The organism is Bradyrhizobium sp. OK095 (genome assembly GCF_900109945.1).
Lineage (GTDB): Bacteria > Pseudomonadota > Alphaproteobacteria > Rhizobiales > Xanthobacteraceae > Bradyrhizobium.
Genome location: NZ_FOBX01000011.1, coordinates 124,959 through 140,011 on the forward strand (window position 1 = coordinate 124,959; position 15,053 = coordinate 140,011).

The window sequence follows — 15,053 nt, forward strand, 5'->3', positions numbered from 1 at the left end:
CCCACGGCCGCGCCCCGACACCCCCATGGATGCTCCCTCCACCGCCACGCTGCCTGCGCCGGCCAACGGCCGCGATGCGCTGTCGGTGCTGCATTCGGTGTTCGGCCTGCCGGGGTTCCGAGGCGAGCAGGGCGAGATCATCCGGCACGTCACGGACGGCGGCAATTGCCTGGTGCTGATGCCGACCGGCGGCGGCAAGTCGATGTGCTACCAGCTCCCGTCGCTTTTGCGCGAAGGCTGCGGCATCGTGGTGTCGCCGCTGATCGCGCTGATGCGCGACCAGGTCGCCGGCTTGCTCGAAGCCGGCGTCAATGCCGCCGCGCTGAACTCGTCCTTGACGTTCCAGGAGGCCTCCGACATCGAGCGCCGCCTGATCGCGGGCGATCTCGACCTGCTCTATGTCGCGCCCGAGCGCCTGGTGACGCCGCGCTGCCTGTCGATGCTGGCGCAGGCCAAGGTGGCGCTGTTCGCGATCGACGAGGCGCATTGCGTCTCGCAATGGGGCCACGACTTCCGGCCCGAATATGTCGGCCTCTCCATCATTGCCGAGCGCTTTCCGAACATCCCGCGCATCGCGCTGACCGCGACCGCCGACGAATTGACGCGCAAGGAGATCGTCGAACGGCTTCAGCTTGCAGACAGCCCGCAATTCGTCTCGAGCTTCGACCGGCCTAACATCCGCTACGAGATCGTCGACAAGCGCAACGCTGTGTCGCAGCTGAAAGACTTCATTCGGGAACGGCATGCCGGCGATGCCGGCGTGGTCTATTGCCTGTCGCGTAAACGGGTCGAGGAAGTCGCTGCCGCGCTCGACGATGCCGGCATTGCGGCGCTGCCTTATCACGCCGGCCTCGACAGCAGCGTACGCTCGCGCAATCAGGACCGCTTCCTCAACGAGGACGGCATCGTCATCGTCGCGACCGTCGCCTTCGGCATGGGCATCGACAAGCCGGACGTGCGTTTCGTCGCGCATCTCGACCTGCCCAAGAGCATCGAGTCCTACTACCAGGAGACGGGCCGCGCCGGCCGCGACGGCAAGCCGTCGGCGGCCTGGATGGCCTATGGCCTCTCCGACATCGTGCAGCAGCGCCGCATGATCGACGAATCCAACGGCTCCGACGATTTCAAGCGCGTCTCGATCGGCAAGCTCGACGCTCTGGTCGGGCTCGCCGAAACCGCGCAGTGCCGGCGCAAGCGGCTGCTCGGCTATTTCGGCGAAAGCGTGCACGGCGAGACCTGCGGCAATTGCGACAATTGCCTGACACCGCCCAAGATGCGCGACGGCAAGGTGCTGGCGCAGAAGCTGTTGTCCTGCGCCTACCGCACCGGGCAGCGCTTTGGCGCGATGCACCTGATCGACGTGCTGATCGGGCGCCTGACCGAGAAGGTGACGCAGTTCGGCCACGACAAGCTGTCGGTGTTCGGCATCGGACGCGAGCTCAACGAGAAGCAGTGGCGCACGGTACTGCGGCAAATGGTGGCGATGGGGCACTTGCAGAGCGACAGCGAGGCCTATGGCGCGCTGAAACTGATGGAATCCTCGCGGGCCGTGCTGCGTGGTGAGACCGAGGTGTGGCTGCGCGAGGAGGCGCCCGCCACGCGGGTCCGCGCCAGTCGGGTCAAATCGCGCCGTGGCGACCTCGCGCCTGCGGCCAGCGCGTCGCAAGGCGATGTCGATCCCGAGCTGCGCGCGCGCCTGCGGTCCTGGCGTTCAGATATCGCGCGCGAGCGCGGCGTGCCGGCCTATGTGGTGCTGCACGACGCCACCATCGACGGCATCGTCCGGGCCTGGCCGACCACGCTGGACGAGCTCCGCAACGTCCCCGGCATCGGCGACAAGAAGCTCGAGCATTACGGCGAGGAGCTGTTGCACATCGTCAAGACGCGGTAGGGCGCCTATCCATCAGATTGTCATCCCGGGCTCGCGCTGCGTGCGCCCCGGGACGACAGTTTGCGGCCTCAGCCGTTCCGGAATGCGTAGCCGTAGCCGTTGAGCGCCGGAGCGCCACCGAGATGGGCGTAGAGAATCTTTGCGCCCTTCTCGAAATAGCCCTTCTGAGTCAGGTCGATCAGGCCTTGCATCGATTTGCCTTCATAGACGGGGTCGGTGATCATCGCTTCGAGACGCGCGGAGAGGCGGATCGCTTCCTTGGTCTCTTCCGACGGCACGCCATAGGCGGGATAGGCGTAGTCCTCGATCAGCACAACGTCGTCTGCAACGATGTCCTTGCCGAGTTCGACGAGTTTTGCCGTATTCTGCGCGATCGAGAGCACCTGCGCTTTCGTCTGCGCCGGCGTGAACGACGCGTCGATGCCGATCACCTTTCGCGCACGGCCGTCCGCCGCAAAGCCGACCAGCATGCCGGCATGGGTGGAGCCGGTGACGGTGCAGACGATGATGTAGTCGAACTTGAAGCCGAGATCGGCTTCCTGCTTGCGCACTTCCTCGGCGAAGCCGACATAGCCGAGGCCGCCGAACTTGTGTACGGAGGCGCCGGCCGGAATCGCGTAGGGCTTGCCGCCCTCCGCCTTCACGTCCTCGACCGCCTGCTCCCAGCTCTTGCGGATGCCGATGTCGAAACCGTCGTCGACCAGGCGCACATCGGCGCCCATGATGCGCGAGAGCATGATGTTGCCGACGCGGTCATAGACGGCGTCCTCGTGCGGCACCCAGGCTTCCTGCACCAGGCGGCACTTCATGCCGATCTTGGCGGCGACCGCGGCGATCATGCGGGTGTGGTTAGACTGCACGCCACCGATCGACACCAGCGTGTCGGCGTTGGAGGCGATCGCATCCGGGATGATGTATTCGAGCTTGCGCAGCTTGTTGCCGCCATAGGCGAGGCCTGAGTTGCAGTCCTCGCGCTTGGCGTAGATCTCGACATTGCCGCCGAGATGCTTGGACAGCCGCTCCAGCTTCTCGATGGGCGTCGGGCCGAAGGTCAGCGGATAGCGCGCGAATTGATCGAGGTTCATGGGTCATCCCTGATGGCGTTGATATCCGCGATCTCGCTAGCATCCGGCTGCGGAAATGTGCTCTCGAATATTGCGCCTATATTGCACATTATCTTGCAACAACAGCTTCTGGACCTGTAGTATCTTCCAGTTTATCGACTACAATCGGAATATTCTTCCATGTCTGCCCGTCTCGATCGAACTGATCTTAAGATGTTGAGATTGCTGCAAAATAACGGTCGGCTCAGCAATGCGGAGCTGGCCGAAACGGTCGCGATCAGCCCGGCCACCTGCCATCGCCGCACCCAACGCCTGTTCGAGGACGGGTTCATCGCCACTGTACGCGCCATGGTCGCCCCCAAGAAGGTGGCAAAGGGGACGCTGGTGATGGTCGGCGTCGTGCTCGACCGCTCGACGCCGGAGAGCTTTGCCATCTTCGAGCAGGCGATCGCGAAACTGAAATTCGTGCTCGACTGCCATCTCGTCGCCGGCGATTTCGACTATTTCCTCAAGATCCGCGTCGGCGACATGGAGGATTTCAACCGCATTCACGGCGAGCAGCTGATCGCGCTGCCCGGCGTCCGCCAGACCCGCACCTTCTTCGTGATGAAGGAGGTCGTCGACAACGCGCCGCTGGAGTTTTGAGCCACAGCTATTGATGCGCGATGCGCATCATGAGAGATTCATCCGATGCAGACATTCCCCCTTCGCCATCTCAATCCGGCCGGGCCGGCCTATCGGCGCGGCTGGGTGGATGAGGCGGTGGCCGCAATCGAGGCCGACCAGTGCCGCACGGCGGACACACATCTGATCCGGCTGATCGTGCCGGCGCTGTCAGGCATCGACATCTATCTCAAGGACGAGTCCACGCATCCGACCGGCAGCCTGAAGCATCGCCTGGCACGCTCGCTGTTCCTCTACGCGCTCTGCAACGGCCACATCCGCGAGGGCACGCCCGTCGTCGAGGCCTCGTCGGGATCGACCGCGGTGTCGGAAGCCTATTTCGCGCAGATGATCGGCGTGCCCTTCTACGCCGTGATGCCGCGCACGACCTCGGCGGAGAAGATCGCCGCGATCGCGCATTATGGCGGCAACTGCCATCTGATCGATGACGGCCGCGCGCTGTATGCGGAAGCCGCCGCGCTCGCCGCCCGGCTGAATGGCCATTACATGGACCAGTTCACCTTTGCCGAGCGAGCCACCGACTGGCGCGGCAACAACAACATCGCCGAATCGATCTTCACCCAATTGCAGGGTGAGCCGCACCCGCTGCCGGACTGGATCGTGATGGGCGCGGGCACCGGCGGCACGTCGGCCACCATCGGGCGCTATCTGCGCTACCGCCAGTATCCGACACGCCTGTGCGTCGCCGATGTCGAGCATTCCGCCTTCTTCGACTGCTTCCGCTCGCAGGACCGCTCCCATGTTTGCGACCGCCCGTCGCTGATCGAGGGCGTCGGCCGGCCGCGCTGCGAACCGTCTTTCGTGCCCGGCGTGGTCGATCGCATGATGAAAATCCCGGATGCGGCGACGATCGCGGCGATGAACGTGCTGTCGCGCCGGCTGCGCCGCACCGTGGGCGGATCCACAGGCACCAATTTCTTGGCGCTGTGCTGCCTCGCCTCGGAGATGCGACAGACGAACGTAACAGGGTCGCTCGTGACGTTGATCTGCGATTCCGGCGAGCGCTACCGGCAGACCTATTACGAGCCCGAATGGCTGAAAGCGCGCGGTCTCGATCCGGCGCCGGTCGAGGCGGCGCTGTCGTCGTTCCTCGATTCCGGGCAGCCATTGACGCTCGCGGTCGAAGACGTCGTTAATCCGCAAAACATATAAGGCCCTGAGGCCTCAAAGCGGCGGTGCCCTGCCATTTGCAAAATGGCACGGTCGTCACGGCAACTTCACTTGCCACATTCGCGTGCGCGCGCGACCGTCTCGGCTTCTCAACGAGGAGATTCCATCGTGCGCCTTCCCATTCTCGATCCGAAGGATCTGACCGCAGAACAGAAGCCGCTCTATGACGACATGCGAGCGGGCATCAAGGATCACTTCAAGGGCTTTGTGAACATGCGCGACGACGGCGCGCTGCTCGGGCCCTGGAATCCCTGGATCCGCGAACCGCGTTTCGGCGGGCCGGTGTGGGATCTGGTCAAGGCGATCGCATCGAACCCGCTGCTGCCGGCTCCGGTGCGCGAGGTCGCGATCCTCGTCACCGGTTCGCATTTCCGTTCCGGCTACGAACTCTATGCCCATGTGCTGGTGGCCGAGCAGCGTGGCCTCTCCGACGAAAAACTCGCGACCATCGTCGCCGGCCAGCGGCCGGTGGATCTCACCAAACAGGAAGCGATCGCTTACGACATGGCCTCGGCGCTGGTGAGCGGCGGCGTGCTGCCGGAGTTGACCTATCGGGCGGCGGTCAAGGAGTTCGGCGAGCACGGCGCGGCAGAGCTGTCCTATCTCGTCGGCGTCTACTGTATGGTCTCGGTCACGCTCAACACCTTTGACGTGCCGGTGCCGGATTAGCCGGCGCCTAGTTCCGCACGGCGTAGAGCGGCGTGCGCAGCGTCAGCTGGTAGGACGGTTTCGGCATCCACGCGATCTGCGCGGTGATGCCGAACAGGCGGTTGTCATTGTCGTCCATGCGGTCGAGGTCGAAACGCAGGATCGGCTGGGTGAAGGACTCCGCCAGCGTTCGGCCTGCGATCTGTGCGCCGCCGAACGACTGCATGCCAAGGCGGCCCGTGAATTTCCAGTTGCTCGGCCATTGGTAATAGCCGCCGGCATAGAGAATCGTGTTCGGCCGGATGACGGCGAACGAGCTGGCGATGCCGGTGTGGGTGTATTGCACCCCGGCCAACCAGCCCCGCGTCTCGTCCTCGTCGAGCGCATAGTCGAATTCCAGGACGTTGTTGAACGAGTTCGTCATGCCCGGCTCGTTCGGCACCGACTGCGTCAAGGTCGTTTGCAGCGTGATCGTCGGGATCTTTCCGCCGCTCTGCTGGTAGAGGTCGGCCTGCACGCCGATGTTCCAGCTGGTGATGTCGAAGGTCGACCAGCCGCCGCCGATATCCGTCGTCGAGCCCGACACGCCGCCATAGAGCGAGACGCGCTCGCTGACGTCGACGGTCAGCGGCAGGTCGACGGCGATCGATTTCGCTGCCGGCAGGCCGTTCGGCAGCGTCGCACCGCGTCGTGCCGCCAGGGCTTCGAAAGCGGCCGACAACGACGTGTTGCCGAAGCCAAGCCCGAGCGTGCCCGCGGGGATCGTCGCATAGGTCGTGCGCAGATCAAGATAGATGCTGGGGACATCAGGTTTTGCGGCCGCGTCTTCCGCGTCGTCGGCAGCAAAGGCGATGCTTGCCGAGATCGTCAGGCAGAGCAGTCCCATCGCGGCGGCGCGCAAAACTAGGCGATGCGATGGCCTGTGATGGGACACGTGACAATCCGACGCGTGGCGATTTGATGACGGAACCGTTGCTAGTTGGAACGTGATCGCTGTTGTGGTCAAGCGCTATCCGCAAGCGATGGACTGCACGGATGCGCGCGGGTACCCTGCCGTGATCGCACCGACACACTCGCCGGCCAGAGTGCAGGCCGGACATTGGAAGGACAACAGCCATGAACACGTCACGCCGCGTCCTGCTCACTGGTCTGGCGGGCCTCGCTGTCGCTCCGACCGCCGTGGCAGCCAGCGTACCGTCGCCCGAGCCTGGTGACGTGACGGTCGCCGAAGAGCGCTTCGCGCGGACGATTGCCGCCGCGCATGCGCCCGACATCACCTGCGCACGGCAGGCCGACCGCTACGCGGACGCGCATTGGCCTGACTATGTGGTGGCAGCGAGGGCCGTGCTCGACGCGCGTGTGTGAGTCGCGCTTTTACCTCTCCACCGCCCGCCGCACCTGTTCGCCGATCTGCGACAGCACGAGCTGCGCCTGCGGCAGGATCGCGCCCATGGCGTGGAAATTGTGGACCATGCCGTCATGGCAGACATGCTCGACCGCGACGCCCGCGGCGAGCAGCTTGCGCGCATAGGCATTGCCCTCGTCGCGCATTGGGTCGAACTCGGCGGTGTGGATGATGGCGGTCGGCAGGCCCGCAAGCCGTGTCGCGCGCAGGGGCGAGATGCGGGGATCGGCAGCATCGATGCCCTCGGGCAGATAGTCCGCAAGATCGGCTTCGATCGTGGCGCGATCGATCAAGTGTCCCTCGGCGAATTCCTCGCGCGACGGCGAGGTCTCCTCGAAATCCAGCACCGGGCAGATCAGGCATTGCGCGACGATCGAGAGGCCGGCGCTCTGCGCCGCCTCCTGGCACACGATCGCAGCGAGCGTGGCGCCGGCGGAATCGCCACCGACCACGAGACGTTCGGCGTCGATTCCGAGGGAGGGCGCTTCGCGTGCGACCCATTCGGTGGCCGCGATCGCGTCGTTCACGGCGGCGGGAAATTTGTGCTCGGGCGCGAGCCGGTAGTCGACCGAGACGAGGCGGCAGCCGGTCATATGCGCCAGTGCCGCCGCGATGCGGTCATGCGTGGTAACGCTGCCGGCAACCAGTCCGCCGCCGTGAAAGAACACGAAGCCCGGCGCGAGTTCACCCGCGCTTGCGGGCGAATAGAGGCGATAGGGAAGCTCTCCGCCGGGGCCTTGCAGCGTGGCGTCGGATGCGGTCACATCCGGCGCATCGGCGCGCGCAAACTGCATCAGCTTCGCCAGCGACTGCCGTCGGGCCTCCACGCTCGGCCGGCTCCGTGCCTGCGGCGAAGCTGCGGCCATCATGGTCAACAAACGCTTTGCGAGCGGATCGAGCGGCATATTGCTTCCTTCTACCCTAGTGGCAGAGGGTAGCTCACCATCTCCCCGCAGGGAATCATTTAGAAATTGCGACCAATAGTGGCGCACTATTGCGGCGTCACGCCAAGGGGAGCCCGGTCATGGCCGAGATCAAAAAACCGATCGAATATTCGCCGAGCTGGACCTTCTTCGAGGGCAAATGGCACGACGGCAATGTGCCGATCATGGGGCCGCGCACGCATGCGGCCTGGCTCGGCTCGGTCGTGTTCGACGGCGCGCGTGCGTTCGAGGGTGTCGCGCCCGATCTCGACCGTCACGTCGCCCGCGCCAATCAATCCGCGATCAACTTTGGCCTGAAGCCGGTGGTCGATGCCGATACCTGGTTCACGCTCGCAAACGAGGGCATCGCGCGCTTTGCGGCGAATGCCGAGCTCTATGTCCGTCCGATGTACTGGGCGCAGAACGGGGCGGGCGGCGGCGTGCTGTTCGACCCTGAAACCACCAATTGGTGCCTGTGCATCTACGAGGCGCCGATGCCCAAACCCGTCGGCAACGCGATCACGCTATCGCCGTTCCGCCGGCCGACCGCCGAATGCGCGCCGGTCGAGGCCAAGGCCGCCTGCCTCTATCCGAACAATTCGCGCGCGCTGGCGGAAGCGGCCTCGCGCGGCTTCCAGAACGCGCTGATGCTGGACATGCTCGGCAATGTCGCGGAGTTCGGCAATTCCAATGTGTTCATGGCCAGGGACGGCGTGGTCTTCACGCCGGTGCCGAACGGTACCTTCCTCAACGGCATCACGCGCCAGCGCGTCATCAGCCTGCTTCGCGGCGACGGCGTCACCGTGGTTGAGAAGACGCTGAGTTATGCTGATTTCCTCGCCGCCGACGAGATTTTTTCAACCGGCAATTTTGCCAAGGTCGCGCCGGTGGTCCGCATCGACGAGCGCGAGCTGAAGCCGGGCCCGCTCTATACCAAAGCGCGAAAACTCTATTGGGACTTTGCGCATGCGGTGAAGCTGGCGGCGTAGGCGCCGCACTCTCCGTCATTGCGAGCGTAGCGAAGCAATCCAGACTGCTACCGTGAAAAATTCTGGATGACTTCGCTGCGCTCGCAATGACGATCTTGTGGATGTAGTCGGGGAAAACGGCCGAGGACGCGCCCGCGGCAGGCGGGCACCGGTCCGAACGAAAGGACCTACTCGTCCTTCTTCGACATCTTCTCGAGGCGTTCCTGCATGTCCTTCATCTGCTGGCGCAGATCGTCGATGTTGCTGTCCGCCGGTGCCGCGGCGCTCGCATCGGGCTCCGGCTCTGGTGTGGCCGTCGCCGGACGACCCGCCGCGCCAGGGGCGAACGGCTTGAACATCGAGAAGGTCTGCTGGAACAGCTCCATGTTGCGGCGGACCTGTTCCTCCAGCGGCGCAAACGGAGTTCCGGACAGCGAGTTGGAGATCTGCTTGCGGAACTTCTCCTGCTCCTGGGTCAGCGACGCGATCGCCTGCTCCAGATATTTCGGAACCACCATCTGCATGCTGTCGCCGTAGAAGCGGATCAGCTGGCGCAGGAAGGTGGTCGGCAACAGGTTCTGGCCGGCCTTGTTCTCTTGCTCGAAGATGATCTGGGCGAGCACGGAGCGGGTGATGTCGTCGCCGGACTTGGCATCGTAGACCAGGAAATCTTCGCCGTCCTTGACCATGGAGGCAAGGTCTTCCAGCGTCACGTAGGTGCTCGTTCCGGTGTTATAGAGCCGGCGGTTCGCGTATTTCTTGATCGTGGTGGGTTGGTCTGATTTCGCCATGGGCTCTCACTTGCAAACGCTGAGAACGGGAACCTGCCGGGCTATGCCGCAGGGCGGGAAGAGTACGCAACGCAACAAAATAAGCATTTTCAACGGGCTCACGCTACCGTTTTGTGCGCCACGGTTAATTGCACAGCAAAAACGTGCTTGCGAAATCGCCAAGAACGCTATTTTGAATGCGCTGCGGCATGGATTCGGCCACCGGCCGATTGACATGCCGCAACGACGTTAACAGGATGCCATCCGAGACTGGCGAGCCGTTTCCCCAGCCCCGCCTGCCCCCTTTCAAACTCAGGAGATGCCCATGTCAGACGATGTCGTCATCGTCAGCGCCGCCCGCACCCCGGTCGGAAGCTTCAACGGAGCGTTCGCGACCCTTCCCGCCCACGATCTCGGCGCGATCGCCATCAAGGCCGCGCTGGAGCGCGGTGGCATCGAGCCCGGCCGGGTCTCGGAAGTCATCATGGGGCAGATCCTGACCGCCGCTCAGGGCCAGAACCCCGCCCGCCAGGCCTCGATCATGGCCGGTATCCCGGTGGAGAGCCCGGCCTGGAGCGTGAACCAGCTTTGCGGCTCGGGCCTGCGCACGGTCGCGCTTGGCTACCAGGCGCTGCTGAACGGCGATTCCGAAATCGTCGTCGCCGGCGGCCAGGAATCCATGAGCATGGCCCCGCACGCCCAGTATCTGCGTGGCGGCGTCAAGATGGGTGGGGTCGAGTTCATCGACACCATGATCAAGGACGGCCTGTGGGATGCCTTCAACGGCTACCACATGGGCAACACCGCCGAGAACGTCGCACGGCAGTGGCAGATCACCCGCGCCCAGCAGGACGAGTTCGCGGTCGCCTCGCAGCAGAAGGCCGAAGCGGCGCAGAAGGCCGGCAAGTTCAACGACGAGATCGTCCCGGTCACCATCAAGGGCCGCAAGGGCGACGTGGTCGTCAGCGCCGACGAATATCCGCGGCATGGCGCCACGCTCGAGGGGATGGCGAAGCTCAAGCCCGCCTTCGAGAAAGAAGGCACGGTCACCGCGGGGTCGGCTTCAGGCATCAATGACGGCGCTGCCGCAGTGGTGCTGATGACGGCGAAGCAGGCGGCCAAGGAAGGCAAGAAGCCGCTCGCGCGTATCGTGTCGTGGGCCCAGGCCGGCGTCGATCCGAAGATCATGGGCTCGGGCCCGATCCCGGCTTCGCGTGCCGCGCTGAAGAAGGCCGGCTGGAGCGTCGGCGATCTCGACCTGATCGAGGCCAACGAAGCCTTCGCGGCGCAGGCTTGCGCCGTCAACAAGGACCTCGGCTGGGACACCTCCAAGGTCAACGTCAACGGCGGCGCCATCGCGATCGGCCATCCCGTTGGTGCCTCCGGCGCGCGCGTGCTGGTGACGCTGCTGCACGAGATGCAGAAGCGCGATTCGAAGAAGGGCCTTGCCACGCTGTGCATCGGCGGCGGCATGGGCATCGCGATGTGTCTGGCGCGCGACTGAAGATAGCTGACGTGTAGCTGACGGGTGCGCTGCACACGTCGGTTAGTGCGTTGCACGCGACTAAAAAGGCGGCGGTTGCAAATCAAATATTCTTCGCAACCGCGCAAGCCTCGACTAAATACAAACGCCCGGCTCAACGCCGGGCGTTTTGTTCTTGATGTCCGTCAAACCAACCGCATAATCCACCACTAAAAACGATCACTCAGAAGCGTCCGAAGAGTCCAAGGGAAGGAATACGATATGGCACGAGTTGCATTGGTGACGGGTGGTACGCGTGGCATCGGAGCTGCGATCAGCAAGGCGCTGAAGGCGGCCGGCTACAAGGTCGCGGCGAGCTATGCCGGCAACGATGCGGCGGCGGACAAGTTCAAGGCCGAGACCGGCATTGCCGTCTATAAATGGGACGTCAGCAATTTCGACGCGTGCGCCGAGGGCGTGAAGAAGGTCGAGGCCGAGTTCGGTCCGATCGATGTGCTCGTCAACAATGCCGGCATCACCCGTGACACCGCCTTCCACAAGATGACGCTCGAGCAGTGGAACGCGGTCATCAACACCAATCTCGGCTCGCTGTTCAACATGACGCGCCAGGTGATCGAGGGCATGCGTTCGCGCAAGTTCGGCCGCGTCATCTCGATCTCGTCGATCAACGGCCAGAAGGGCCAGTTCGGCCAGGTCAACTATTCCGCGGCCAAGGCCGGCGACATCGGCTTCACCAAGGCGCTCGCGCTCGAGAACGCCAAGGGCGGCATCACCGTGAACGCGATCTGCCCCGGCTACATCAACACCGAAATGGTGCAGGCGGTGCCGAAGGACGTTCTGGAGAAGAACGTGATCCCGCAGATCCCGGTCAACCGCCTCGGCGAACCGGAAGAGATTGCGCGCGCGGTCGTGTTCCTCGCTGCCGACGAGGCCGGCTTCATCACGGGATCGACAATGACCATCAATGGCGGCCAGTATCAGGCTTGATATGACGACGAGCCTTTGAGCTAAAAGCCTGTAGCTTCAGGCGCGACAAGGCGTTAGTGAAGATGAAAATGCCCGGCCCCGTGCCGGGCATCATTGTCCTCAGAGCCTTTTGATCGATGACCCCGCGCACTGCGACGCTGATCGGATTGACCGCGATCCTGATGTGGTCGCTGCTCTCAGTGATGACGGTGGCGACCGGGAAGATCCCGGCATTCCAGCTCGCCGCGATGACGTTCGCGATCGGCGGTCTCGTCGGTCTCCTCACCTGGATCGGCCGCGGCGAGGCGGCGAAAAGCCTGCGCCAGCCGCTGGTCGTCTGGGCGGTCGGCGTCGGCGGATTGTTCGGCTATCACGCGCTCTATTTCCTCGCGCTGCGCTTCGCGCCGCCGGCCGAAGCAGGCCTGCTGAATTATCTCTGGCCGCTGCTGATCGTGCTGTTCTCGTCATTCCTGCCGGGCGAACGGCTTGCCGTGCATCATGTCATTGGCGCCGTGCTCGGCCTCGTCGGTACCGTGCTGCTGTTCGCCGGCAACACGAGCGGCTTCATATCGGGGCAGGTGCCGGGATTGGTCGCGGCCTTTATCGCAGCCTTCGTCTGGGCGACCTATTCGGTGCTGTCGCGCCGGCTCAAAGCAGTGCCGACCGATGCGGTCGCAGGATTCTGTCTCGCCACAGCTGCGCTCGCCGCGCTGATGCACGGTCTGCTTGAAACCACGGTATGGCCGGAGACGACGCTGCAATGGCTGTCGGTCATCGCGCTCGGCATCGGTCCCGTCGGTGCTGCCTTCTACGCCTGGGACATCGGCATGAAGCGCGGCGACATCCGTGTGCTCGGCGCCGCATCCTATGCGACGCCGCTGCTCTCGACCGGCTTTCTCATCGCCGCCGGTTTTGCCAAAGCCAGCGCCAACATCGCCATCGCCGCAATCCTGATTGCCGGCGGCGGCCTGATCGCGGCAAAGGACATGGTGCTGAGGAAGCGATGATTGCGTATTAAAGCGCCGGCTGCCAGCCCGGCGGCCGATACATCGCCTCCGGAATCTGCCCGAGCTCGGAGCGCTGCAAGCGCTCAGGCGTCAAGCCATAAAATTCCTGGAAGCTGAGGATCAGCGGGCGCCATTTGTCCGGATCGATGCGGTTGTGGGCGCCGTCCATCATGATGTCGGGATGCGCATGCACGCGGGTGATGCGGACCTCGATTGCAGCTAAATTGCCGCGCCAGACCGCATCGTCCTGTGCCATCTCGTGGACATGCGCGACCTTGGCCTCCATCTGCACCGGACATTCAGCCGCGCGCGGTGCGTTGACTGTTTCACCCGGAAGCGCCGTCAAACCGCTGAGGCCGAACTTGTCCCTCTCGTGCCGGTAGCCGCGATAGATCTTGCCGGGCGGCACGGGATTGGTGCCGGTCGTGCGGGCGAGGCGATCGACGGTGGCAACGAGGTCGGCGCACGGCAGATTGAGGACGCATTCGCCGGTGCGAATCATGTTCTCGGTGGTCTTGGAACTGCGCGCGAGCCCGAGCATGCAGCGCCATCCCACCCACCATGCCGACGACATCGGCGCGAGATTGTAAGAGCCGTCGTCATTGGTCGATCCGATCAGGACGACCGGTGTTCCGAAATACAAAATGGCCGGGTCGATTTGGACGGCGGCGGGACCGAGTGTTCCGTGCATCATGCGCTCCTGTTTATCGCGAGCGCTGTCCTACGGTGTCCAACGGATCGAGCCCACCCGATTCCGGATTGCGGCCTACGGCTCCCAGCCCTTCGGCGCGAGCTCGAATTTTGCGAACTCGAAGGCGGGCGCGACGGTGCAGCCCACCAAAGTCCACTCGCCCGTGGTCTCCGCCATCTGCCAGGCATTGGCCGGCACGATTCCCTGCGGCCGCTCGCCGGCCTGCAAATCCGTGCCGAGCCGTACCTCGTGCTGCGAGCAGCCGTCATGGGCGATGCGAAGCGTCAGCGGGCTGCCGGCGTAATAGTGCCAGATCTCGACGGCATCGATGCGGTGCCAGTGCGAGCGCTCGCCGCGGGCGAGCAGGAAATAGATCAGCGTCGAGCGCGACCGGCCATTGGCGTCCGTGGTCTGGTCGCGAAACGTCTCGCGATAATGCCCGCCCTCGGGGTGCGGCCGGAGTTCAAGGCGCGCGATGATCTCGGCTGCTGTCGACATCGATCCCCGTCAGGACTTGTTCTTCAGGATTTGGTCCTCAAGATTTATTCTTGCGCTCGCGCAGCTCGCCGAACACCGCGGCGGCATCCGCGCCCTTCATGTGTAGCCTGGCTGCGACCGAGGGTTCATCAGCGCGCAGGAACACGTTTGCTCGCTTCTCATCACCAAGCAGTGAGGGAATCGTCGGCTTGTTCTCGGCCCGCAGCTTCGCCACTTCCGCCGCGCGCGCCTGGAGCGCCGCATTGTCCGGATCGACGGTGAGCGCAAACTTGACGTTGGACGCCGTGTATTCGTGGCCGCAATAGAGCTTGAAGTCGTCGGGCAACGCCCGCAGTTTCAGAAGCGAGTCCCACATCATGGGGTAGTCGCCTTCGAATACGCGGCCGCAGCCGATCGAGAACAGCGTGTCCGCCGCGAACAGCGTCTTCTCGGTGTCGAATACGTAGGAGATGTGGTCGAGCGTGTGGCCGGGCGTCTCCACCACGCGCGCCAGCAAATTGCCAACCTTGACCACGTCGGCATTGGCGACGCGCAAATCGACGTTGGCGATCTTCGCCGCCTTGTCATGCGGCGCGACGACGCGGCAATTGTATTTCTGCTTGAGTTCGGCGACCCCGCCGACATGATCACCATGATGATGGGTGATCAGGATGTCGGTGAGCTGCCAACCCTCGCGCTCCAGCGCCTTGAGGATGGGGCCCGCCTCCGGCGCGTCGATCGACGCGGTCGCCTTGGTTTCCACATCGTGGATCAGGTAACCGAAATTGTCGTTTAAACAGCTGAAAGTACGAATTTCGGCAGCCATGACATCTCCATCGCGCTCAGCCCAGTCAGACAAATATGGCCTTAACGTTGCGCAGGCAATGCAATATTCAGCGCGCAGCC

General features: G+C 64.0%; 16 protein-coding genes. 9 read left to right on the forward strand and 7 right to left on the reverse strand.

Going from position 1 to position 15,053, the window contains the following annotated elements; all coding sequences use genetic code 11:
• Positions 1-25: 25 nt before the first annotated feature.
• The gene (gene recQ / locus BMW89_RS27180; RefSeq protein ID WP_092030760.1) at positions 26-1,891 is read left to right on the forward strand and encodes a DNA helicase RecQ; all 1,866 of its coding nucleotides are present in this window, start codon (positions 26-28) and stop codon (positions 1,889-1,891) included.
• A gap of 68 nt (positions 1,892-1,959) precedes the next feature.
• Here the strand turns inward: recQ and BMW89_RS27185 are convergent, their stop codons facing one another.
• Positions 1,960-2,976, reverse strand: coding sequence for a 1-aminocyclopropane-1-carboxylate deaminase (locus BMW89_RS27185; RefSeq protein WP_092030763.1), 1,017 nt, complete (start codon positions 2,974-2,976; stop codon positions 1,960-1,962).
• Positions 2,977-3,135: 159 nt separating this feature from the next.
• On the opposite strand from BMW89_RS27185, the gene BMW89_RS27190 reads away from it, so the two are divergent.
• The 3 genes from BMW89_RS27190 to BMW89_RS27200 all read left to right on the forward strand — a co-directional run bounded on the left by BMW89_RS27190 (position 3,136) and on the right by BMW89_RS27200 (position 5,478).
• Positions 3,136-3,600 carry an Lrp/AsnC family transcriptional regulator gene (locus BMW89_RS27190; RefSeq protein ID WP_092030766.1) on the forward strand — a complete coding sequence of 155 codons (465 nt, stop codon included), beginning with the start codon at positions 3,136-3,138 and terminating at the stop codon, positions 3,598-3,600.
• Positions 3,601-3,645: 45 nt separating this feature from the next.
• Positions 3,646-4,791, forward strand: coding sequence for a PLP-dependent cysteine synthase family protein (locus tag BMW89_RS27195; RefSeq protein WP_092030768.1), 1,146 nt, complete (start codon positions 3,646-3,648; stop codon positions 4,789-4,791).
• A 126-nt stretch (positions 4,792-4,917) separates the two neighbouring features.
• Positions 4,918-5,478 carry a carboxymuconolactone decarboxylase family protein gene (locus BMW89_RS27200; protein WP_092030770.1) on the forward strand — a complete coding sequence of 187 codons (561 nt, stop codon included), beginning with the start codon at positions 4,918-4,920 and terminating at the stop codon, positions 5,476-5,478.
• 7 nt (positions 5,479-5,485) lie between these two features.
• Here BMW89_RS27200 and BMW89_RS27205 read toward each other — a convergent pair whose 3' ends face one another.
• On the reverse strand, positions 5,486-6,358 hold the full coding sequence (locus tag BMW89_RS27205; RefSeq protein WP_177196360.1) for a hypothetical protein: 873 nt from the start codon (positions 6,356-6,358) through the stop codon (positions 5,486-5,488).
• A gap of 215 nt (positions 6,359-6,573) precedes the next feature.
• Here BMW89_RS27205 and BMW89_RS27210 point away from each other — a divergent pair, with 215 nt between their 5' ends.
• The gene (locus tag BMW89_RS27210; protein ID WP_092030773.1) at positions 6,574-6,822 is read left to right on the forward strand and encodes a hypothetical protein; all 249 of its coding nucleotides are present in this window, start codon (positions 6,574-6,576) and stop codon (positions 6,820-6,822) included.
• 9 nt (positions 6,823-6,831) lie between these two features.
• Here the strand turns inward: BMW89_RS27210 and BMW89_RS27215 are convergent, their stop codons facing one another.
• Positions 6,832-7,767, reverse strand: a complete 936-nt coding sequence (locus BMW89_RS27215; protein ID WP_092030775.1) for an alpha/beta hydrolase — start codon at positions 7,765-7,767, stop codon at positions 6,832-6,834.
• Between the two features lie 119 nt (positions 7,768-7,886).
• Between BMW89_RS27215 and BMW89_RS27220 the strand changes: the two genes are divergently transcribed.
• Positions 7,887-8,774: a branched-chain amino acid aminotransferase gene (locus BMW89_RS27220; RefSeq protein ID WP_092030777.1), complete on the forward strand. Its 888-nt coding sequence runs from the start codon at positions 7,887-7,889 to the stop codon at positions 8,772-8,774.
• Between the two features lie 167 nt (positions 8,775-8,941).
• Here BMW89_RS27220 and phaR read toward each other — a convergent pair whose 3' ends face one another.
• Entirely contained in the window at positions 8,942-9,544 is a 603-nt protein-coding gene (gene phaR, locus BMW89_RS27225; protein ID WP_092030779.1) for a polyhydroxyalkanoate synthesis repressor PhaR, read from the reverse strand.
• A gap of 304 nt (positions 9,545-9,848) precedes the next feature.
• On the opposite strand from phaR, the gene BMW89_RS27230 reads away from it, so the two are divergent.
• The 3 genes from BMW89_RS27230 to yddG all read left to right on the forward strand — a co-directional run bounded on the left by BMW89_RS27230 (position 9,849) and on the right by yddG (position 12,979).
• Positions 9,849-11,027 carry an acetyl-CoA C-acetyltransferase gene (locus BMW89_RS27230; RefSeq protein WP_092030781.1) on the forward strand — a complete coding sequence of 393 codons (1,179 nt, stop codon included), beginning with the start codon at positions 9,849-9,851 and terminating at the stop codon, positions 11,025-11,027.
• A 240-nt stretch (positions 11,028-11,267) separates the two neighbouring features.
• On the forward strand, positions 11,268-11,993 hold the full coding sequence (gene phbB / locus BMW89_RS27235; protein ID WP_092030783.1) for an acetoacetyl-CoA reductase: 726 nt from the start codon (positions 11,268-11,270) through the stop codon (positions 11,991-11,993).
• A gap of 116 nt (positions 11,994-12,109) precedes the next feature.
• Positions 12,110-12,979 (forward strand): aromatic amino acid exporter YddG, encoded by an 870-nt coding sequence (gene yddG, locus BMW89_RS27240; RefSeq protein WP_092030785.1) that lies wholly within the window; start codon positions 12,110-12,112, stop codon positions 12,977-12,979.
• Between the two features lie 7 nt (positions 12,980-12,986).
• On the opposite strand, the gene BMW89_RS27245 is transcribed toward yddG, so the two are convergent.
• The 3 genes from BMW89_RS27245 to gloB form a co-directional block, all read right to left on the reverse strand.
• Positions 12,987-13,670 carry a flavin reductase family protein gene (locus BMW89_RS27245; protein WP_092031030.1) on the reverse strand — a complete coding sequence of 228 codons (684 nt, stop codon included), beginning with the start codon at positions 13,668-13,670 and terminating at the stop codon, positions 12,987-12,989.
• Positions 13,671-13,745: 75 nt separating this feature from the next.
• Entirely contained in the window at positions 13,746-14,168 is a 423-nt protein-coding gene (locus BMW89_RS27250; RefSeq protein ID WP_092030788.1) for a cupin domain-containing protein, read from the reverse strand.
• A 37-nt stretch (positions 14,169-14,205) separates the two neighbouring features.
• Positions 14,206-14,973, reverse strand: coding sequence for a hydroxyacylglutathione hydrolase (gene gloB / locus BMW89_RS27255; RefSeq protein ID WP_092030791.1), 768 nt, complete (start codon positions 14,971-14,973; stop codon positions 14,206-14,208).
• Between the last annotated feature and the right edge of the window lie 80 nt (positions 14,974-15,053).